Genomic DNA, 6,438 nt, shown 5'->3' on the forward strand with positions numbered 1-6,438 from the left:
GAAATTTCTATGAATAGAAGACCTCGTTATACTCCTCCCCGATCGCGCGATCGTGATTATGACCGCTCCTATGGCGATGACTCCCGCGCTTCGTCCCCCGGAGGCCTATTGGCAAAATTGAACTATGCCATGATCGCCCTGATTGGTGGTATTTTTGTACTAGGAGTGGGTCTCGGTCTGGTATTCAGTTCTACCGCTAATTTTAGCCCCGAAAACGTCGCTTCTCGGGAAGTAATTGATCGCAGCGCTCCCAATGCGGAATTATGCGTGCAGTTTGGGGCTAGTGCCATTGTCACCGATTTGCGGGTTTATGTCACTCTTAACCCCTTTAATGTTTTTGTTACCCAACCGGTTATGCAACCCGGTTGCGTTTTGCGACGCAATAACTGGTCAATTTTAGAACAACAAAAATTAGTCGATGGACAGCAGGTACAAAGTTGTAAAAACCGGATGAATACCTTTGGTTATACCGGACCCTTGGAAGGCAAACCGAAAATCGATTGTATCTTCCAAAATGAAGCCGGGGGCAATCTTTTTGTTAATCCCGCCGGTGCTGTTGGTCCCAGACCAGATACAGATAAATTCTAAACTAGAAAATATCTTTCTCCTGACTGAGGTCTAATGAGTTAGCCATTGGGCCGTAGTTACCAGAAAAATTCCGCCGGCTTTTTTTAAAAAAGGCTGAATTTTATCGATCAGACGACCAAGCTGTTCGTCACTATTACAAACCGTCATAATGTAGCTACTACTATAATCACAATCCAAGTCATCACAGGATAAACCTCGATCGCCTTTTCCCGAAGTACTGCCAAAGACGGTATAACCAGAAACTCCGACAACATCAAGAACGCTTAAGGTTTCTTCCAGAAAAGCATGACTAACAATTATCTCCACTTTTTTGACAGTTTGTAGGGAAGGATGCGGGGATTCAAGCATGGTAGTTAAGTACAAAAAGGATAAGTGAAAGAGAAAACTTTTGACAGGAATTATTTAAAAACCGCCTGGACTTTTAGACTCCGCAGCCAATGATTTTGATCATCTCTAGGTACAGAGGAATACCGATGATGATATTGAAGGGAAAAGTTAAAGCCAAGGCCATAGAAACGTATAAACTAGGATTAGCTTCAGGAACAGTCATTCTCATGGCCGCAGGAACAGCAATATAAGAGGCACTGGCACACAAAACAGCGAATAATAAAGCATTGCCCTGTTCAAATCCGAGAACCTTAGCGATGAGAATCCCCACCATAGCATTGATAACGGGAATGAACACCGAGAAACCGATGAGAAAAGAACCAGTTTTGCCTAATTCTCGGATTCTTTTTGCCGCCACTAATCCCATATCCAGGAGAAAGAAAGTTAACGCACCATAAAAAATATCTTGAGTGAAAGGTTGTAATTTTTCCCAGCCTTTTTCCCCCGTCAGCATACCAATAATAACACTACCGACTAAGAGAAATACCGAGCCATTTAAAAAGGCTTCATGTAAAACTTTTGACCAAGAAAACGCCTCTTCTTCGCCATTTTTCTCTTTAAAGACTCGCACCAGGATTAAACCCACTACAATCGCCGGCGATTCCATTAAAGCTAAGGCCGCTACCATGTGACCGCCATAGGAAATATGAAGTTTTTCTAAAAAAGAACTGGCGGTGATGAAAGTAACGGCACTAATGGAACCATAGGCTGCTGCGATTGCTGCTGCATTGGCACTATCGAGTTTAGTTTTCAGGATAAAGAAAGTGTAAATGGGAACGATGCAAGCCATAACCACAGAGGCAATCAAAGTTAAAGCGATTTGGTTATTGATGCCACTTTCCGCTAGTTCATAGCCTCCCTTGAAACCAATCGCCATCAAAAGATAGAGAGAAAAGAGTTTAGGCAGTGGTTGGGGAATCTCTAGGTCGGATTTAAAAAATACTGCCAGCATTCCTAAGAAAAAGAACAAAACCGGCGGATTGAGAATATTGAACAGGATTAAGCTGCCATCCATAGGTTTGCGTACATTGAGTTATTCCAATCTATACTATTCAATTTTGAGAATACTGGCAAAATGTTAAGAACCAGATTAAAACGCTTAACGATGGCCGCCCAAAAAATGCCGTCAGCTTTTCTCCCCTCTCCCTTTTCCCTTTTCCCCCTCTACAATAGGGCTTTTGTAAAAACCAAAAATTGTTGCTAGGGTTAGGAGTCAGGAGTCAGTAGTCAGGAGAATTAAGAATGAATAATAATCAGTTAAATAGTCTATTTACACACTTTATGCCATTTAATCCTTATTTTTGCCGTTTTTGAATCCTGAAAAACTAATTATGCAAGAGGTTTAATAATTACTCGCAGCCAGAAATAAGTTGGTTCTTATCATACTTTGTGCTTTTTGTCAAAAAAACTTTTCTTTTGCAATAAAACTACATAAAAAAAAGATCATCGTTGTGGGTGAAATTGACTCATTTACCCGCCTTAATTAGGATTACCTTCTAGGTGTGGCAAGGGTTTCAACCCTTGCTGGACAAAAAAGCACAGAATAACCCATTATGAAATTCAGTAAAATCGCTGTAACCATGATAACATCGTTGTTAAATAAAAATCTTTCTCAATTAATTCTTAAGAATTTATAAATATTGCGGAATGTTAATTTAAATATTCTCAAGTTTTTGCAGTCAATAAATAACTTTGGCTTATATTTGTCAGAAAATAGAACTCCTGCAAAAATCCCACATCTACCATTGGATTCAGGAGACAGGATTCAGGAGACAGGAGATTATTTTTATTTATTCTCCCTTCTCCCCACACCCCACACCCCACACCCCACACCCCACACCCCACGCCCCCACCACCCCACACCCCACTCCCCCACCACCCCACACCCCACACCCCACACCCTACACCCCACACCCCACACCCCACACCCCACACCCTGCTCCCTCTCCCGTTCCCCGATAAATGCCAAAAATCCAGCTTAAAACCCCAAAATCAGAGCATCTTGCCGCCATGGTGTCCCTCGATCGCAGCAGTCTCGGCGGTATTTGGACCCTATCTGGTTATGAACGGGAATTAAACAGCCCCAACAGTGAATTATTAATTCTTACCCTGGACGGGGAGGACGAAACCCTAATCGGATTAGCTTGTTCTTGGGCAATTCTCGAAGAAGCGCATATTACCCTCCTGGCAATTTATCCCGACTATCAAAGACAAGGATTAGGAAAACTGCTTCTCTACAAACTGCTTGAAAAGGCTGTACAAAGACAACTGGAAAGGGCTACGCTAGAGGTAAGGGTATCGAACCAGTCAGCGATCGCACTCTACGAGCATTTTGGCTTCCGCGTCGCTGGAGAGCGGAAAAATTATTATTCGCAAACTGGCGAATCAGCCCTAATTTTCTGGCGCAACGATCTACAAACGGCCGCTTTTCAGGAACAATTAAACAAGTGGCGACAAGAAATCCTCTCCAGACTGGGGCAGGGAGAGTGGCAATTAGAGGAAGAAACCAGAGCCAAAATAGATACCATGGGGATGCAATGATTACCTACAAGCTTAAATCAGGTCGAGGTTAGGGAAAAATGAGGATTTTAGTCTTGGCGTGGGAATTTCCACCGCGATTAGTGGGCGGTATCGCCCGTCATGTTGCCGAACTCTATCCCGAAATCGTCAAACTCGGTCATGAAGTCCATTTAATCACGATCGAATTCGGTCAGGCCCCCAGTTATGAACTGGTGGAAGGTATTCACATCCACCGCGTCCCCGTACCCCCCGGCAATGACTTTTTCCATTGGGTGGTCAACATGAATAACAGCATGGGGCAACAAGGCGGCAAACTAATCGCCGAATACGGAAAATTTGACCTTGTTCATGCCCACGATTGGTTAGTAGGGGATGCAGCCATCGCCTTGAAACATCTCTTTAAAATACCCCTGATTGCCACGATTCACGCCACGGAATACGGACGTTATAACGGACTGCACACCGACACCCAACGCTATATCGCCGGCAAAGAGGGAACCCTCGTCTATAATGCTTGGCGCGTCATCGTCTGTACCGGCTATATGCGTCATGAAGTCCATCGGGCCTTGGGCGCACCCTGGGATAAAATCGATGTGGTTTATAACGGTATTCGGGCCGAGAAAAAGCAAAGAGACCCTAACTTTGATTACCGAGCTTTTCGTCATCAATATGCCGAAGATTACGAAAAAATCGTCTATTATGTCGGGCGCATGACCTTTGAAAAGGGGGTTTCGGTGTTACTCAACGCTGCCCCAAAAGTCCTCGCTCAGACTGGGGCTAAAACTAAATTTGTTATTATCGGTGGCGGCAATACCGACAAACTCAAACAACAGTCCTGGCATCTCGGTATCTGGCATCATTGTTATTTTACGGGCTTTATGTCCGATGAAAACCTCGATCGCTTCCAAACCGTGGCCGATTGTGCCGTTTTTCCCAGTCTTTACGAACCTTTTGGCATTGTCGCCCTGGAAAGTTTCGCCGCTAGGGTTCCCGTGGTGGTTTCCGATACCTGCGGTTTTCCGGAAGTTGTCCGTCATGGTCAAACGGGAATTGTCACCCGGGTCAATAATCCCGATTCCCTCGCTTGGGGCATTTTGGAGGTTTTAAATCATCCCGAATACGCCCACGAATTAGCTAATAACGCCTACGAAGATCTAGAAAAACGCTTTCATTGGGCGAATTTAGCCCGTCAAACCGAGACAGTATATGGTTTGGTTGTCCAAGAACGACAACTGGTAGAATGGCGTTAATCAGGGAGCGGTTTTTTAGCCGTCAGCCGTCAGGCTCTTCTAGGTTCTGTGTGATAAGTTTAACTTACTATATGATCGATCAATCTTTGTGTCCTTTGTGTCTTTGTGGTTCGTTCCACCCCCTCGCTAGGAAGAATGTATCTTAGAATACATTTTACCCACCAAACCTAAGAGAGCCGCCGTCAGTATTAGGGGTCAGTTTATGTCTTAAAATAACAAAGGCACAACTTAACTTCTCCAAATATGACTATGAAAGCAGCTGAAATTATGACCACGGAGGTGGCCAAGATTAAAGGTTCTGAAACCGTTGCCAAAGCGGTACAATTGATGAGAGAAAAGAACATTAGAACTCTCATTGTTGATCGCCGTCACGATGAAGATGCCTACGGAATTATCACTGAAACCGATATTGTCTATAAAGTCGTCGCTTTCGGTCAAGATCCGCAAAAAGTGCGCGTCTATGAAGTGATGAGCAAACCCTGCATCGTGATTAATCCCGACCTCGGGGTTGAATATGTGGCCCGCTTATTTGCTAATACCGGTATTCGTTTCGCACCGGTAATTAAAGGCGGTTTGCTCGGTGTTATCTCTGTTAGTGACATCCTCCATAAAGGTAACGCCGTCGAAAAGCCCCGCAGTCTTGATTTAGAAGCGGAGATTATCAAAGCTAGAGATATTGCCCGGGCAGTGTGTGCTGAAAAAGGAGGAAATTCTCCCGATTGTGCCGCAGCTTGGGATATTGTTGAGGAATTACAGGCAGAATTGGCACACCAACGCGCTAAAAAACCGGAAAAAACCTATTTTGAGGAATACTGTCAAGAAAATCCCGATGCTTTTGAAGCGCGTATTTATGACACCTAATCCCCATGGGTTTTCGGTATTCTCCCGTACCTCAAACTTTTAATCCGGCAAAAGTAGTGTATAAAGGTTTTATTTGTTAATAATCGAGGAAAAACTATGGCTGATCTATTTGTCATCGCCTATGAGGACGAATTTAAAGCAGAAGAAGTTCGTTTAACTTTGGCTAAACTGCAACGGGAACATCTCATCGAGTTAGAAGATGCTGCCGTAGTGGTTAAAAACAAAGATGGTGAGATTAAACTCAAGCAAGCGGTCAATTTAACGGCAGCGGGAGCCGCTAGTGGCAGTTTCTGGGGGTTATTAATCGGAATGCTCTTTTTATCCCCTTTATTAGGGGCCGTCCTCGGTGCTGCTGGTGGCGCTTTGGGAGGTGCTTTAAGTGATATCGGTGTGGATGACAATTTTATGCGGGAATTGGGAGAAACCATGCAGCCAGGTACATCTGCTCTCTTTGTTCTCGTCCAAAAAGTTACCCCCGATAAGGTCCTCGATGAAGTGGCCCCCTACGGAGGTAAAGTGTTACGCACTTCTTTGACCAAAACCGACGAAGCGGAATTACAGAAAATTCTCGACCAAAGAGGTGTTAAACCCGAAATCGTTTAGGATATGGGTCCATAAAAGCTAGAAAAAGGGAATATATTTCCCTTTTTGCTTTTTTAGAGAATTTCCTAATCTCATGAGGTACGATAATTAGGGGCTGCTGAAAAAGTTTTTCGTGGGGGCAGGGTGTGGGGTGTGGGGTGTGGGGTGTGGGGTTTTACCCATTTTCAGGTGGTCAATTACCTAATTTTCAGGGAAAAAATCCCTAAATTTTCCCCCCAATCACTCCAAT

At 44.2% G+C, this 6,438-nt stretch carries 8 protein-coding genes; 6 read left to right on the plus strand and 2 right to left on the minus strand.

Features of this window, described 5'->3' with window-relative positions; genetic code table 11:
* The first annotated feature begins 9 nt into the window (after positions 1-9).
* Complete coding sequence (locus IM485_RS17880) at positions 10-588, plus strand: DUF3172 domain-containing protein (protein ID WP_002733879.1); 579 nt, start codon at positions 10-12, stop codon at positions 586-588.
* 30 nt (positions 589-618) lie between these two features.
* On the opposite strand, the gene IM485_RS17885 is transcribed toward IM485_RS17880, so the two are convergent.
* Positions 619-936, minus strand: a complete 318-nt coding sequence (locus IM485_RS17885; protein WP_287744721.1) for a P-II family nitrogen regulator — start codon at positions 934-936, stop codon at positions 619-621.
* 73 nt (positions 937-1,009) lie between these two features.
* Positions 1,010-1,990, minus strand: coding sequence for a sodium-dependent bicarbonate transport family permease (locus IM485_RS17890; protein ID WP_104397046.1), 981 nt, complete (start codon positions 1,988-1,990; stop codon positions 1,010-1,012).
* A 677-nt stretch (positions 1,991-2,667) separates the two neighbouring features.
* Here IM485_RS17890 and IM485_RS17895 point away from each other — a divergent pair.
* The 5 genes from IM485_RS17895 (at position 2,668) to IM485_RS17915 (ending at position 6,209) form a co-directional block, all read left to right on the plus strand.
* On the plus strand, positions 2,668-2,937 hold the full coding sequence (locus IM485_RS17895; RefSeq protein WP_287744723.1) for a hypothetical protein: 270 nt from the start codon (positions 2,668-2,670) through the stop codon (positions 2,935-2,937).
* Entirely contained in the window at positions 2,938-3,516 is a 579-nt protein-coding gene (gene rimI, locus IM485_RS17900; protein ID WP_104397045.1) for a ribosomal protein S18-alanine N-acetyltransferase, read from the plus strand.
* Positions 3,517-3,554: 38 nt separating this feature from the next.
* Positions 3,555-4,745 (plus strand): glycosyltransferase family 4 protein, encoded by a 1,191-nt coding sequence (locus tag IM485_RS17905; protein ID WP_287744724.1) that lies wholly within the window; start codon positions 3,555-3,557, stop codon positions 4,743-4,745.
* Between the two features lie 243 nt (positions 4,746-4,988).
* Positions 4,989-5,606 carry a CP12 domain-containing protein gene (locus IM485_RS17910; protein WP_002756663.1) on the plus strand — a complete coding sequence of 206 codons (618 nt, stop codon included), beginning with the start codon at positions 4,989-4,991 and terminating at the stop codon, positions 5,604-5,606.
* A gap of 96 nt (positions 5,607-5,702) precedes the next feature.
* Positions 5,703-6,209 carry a DUF1269 domain-containing protein gene (locus IM485_RS17915; protein ID WP_104397044.1) on the plus strand — a complete coding sequence of 169 codons (507 nt, stop codon included), beginning with the start codon at positions 5,703-5,705 and terminating at the stop codon, positions 6,207-6,209.
* The last annotated feature ends 229 nt before the right edge of the window (positions 6,210-6,438 follow it).

The organism is Microcystis sp. M169S2 (assembly GCF_020245865.1).
GTDB lineage: Bacteria > Cyanobacteriota > Cyanobacteriia > Cyanobacteriales > Microcystaceae > Microcystis > Microcystis ichthyoblabe_A.

Coding starts and splice junctions, on each gene's coding strand:
- IM485_RS17885 (WP_287744721.1), bottom strand. CDS start 936: ATGCTTGAATCCCCGCATCCTTCCCTACAAACTGTCAAAAAAGTGGAG.
- IM485_RS17915 (WP_104397044.1), top strand. CDS start 5,703: ATGGCTGATCTATTTGTCATCGCCTATGAGGACGAATTTAAAGCAGAA.
- IM485_RS17910 (WP_002756663.1), top strand. CDS start 4,989: ATGACTATGAAAGCAGCTGAAATTATGACCACGGAGGTGGCCAAGATT.
- rimI (WP_104397045.1), top strand. CDS start 2,938: ATGCCAAAAATCCAGCTTAAAACCCCAAAATCAGAGCATCTTGCCGCC.
- IM485_RS17905 (WP_287744724.1), top strand. CDS start 3,555: ATGAGGATTTTAGTCTTGGCGTGGGAATTTCCACCGCGATTAGTGGGC.
- IM485_RS17880 (WP_002733879.1), top strand. CDS start 10: ATGAATAGAAGACCTCGTTATACTCCTCCCCGATCGCGCGATCGTGAT.
- IM485_RS17890 (WP_104397046.1), bottom strand. CDS start 1,990: ATGGATGGCAGCTTAATCCTGTTCAATATTCTCAATCCGCCGGTTTTG.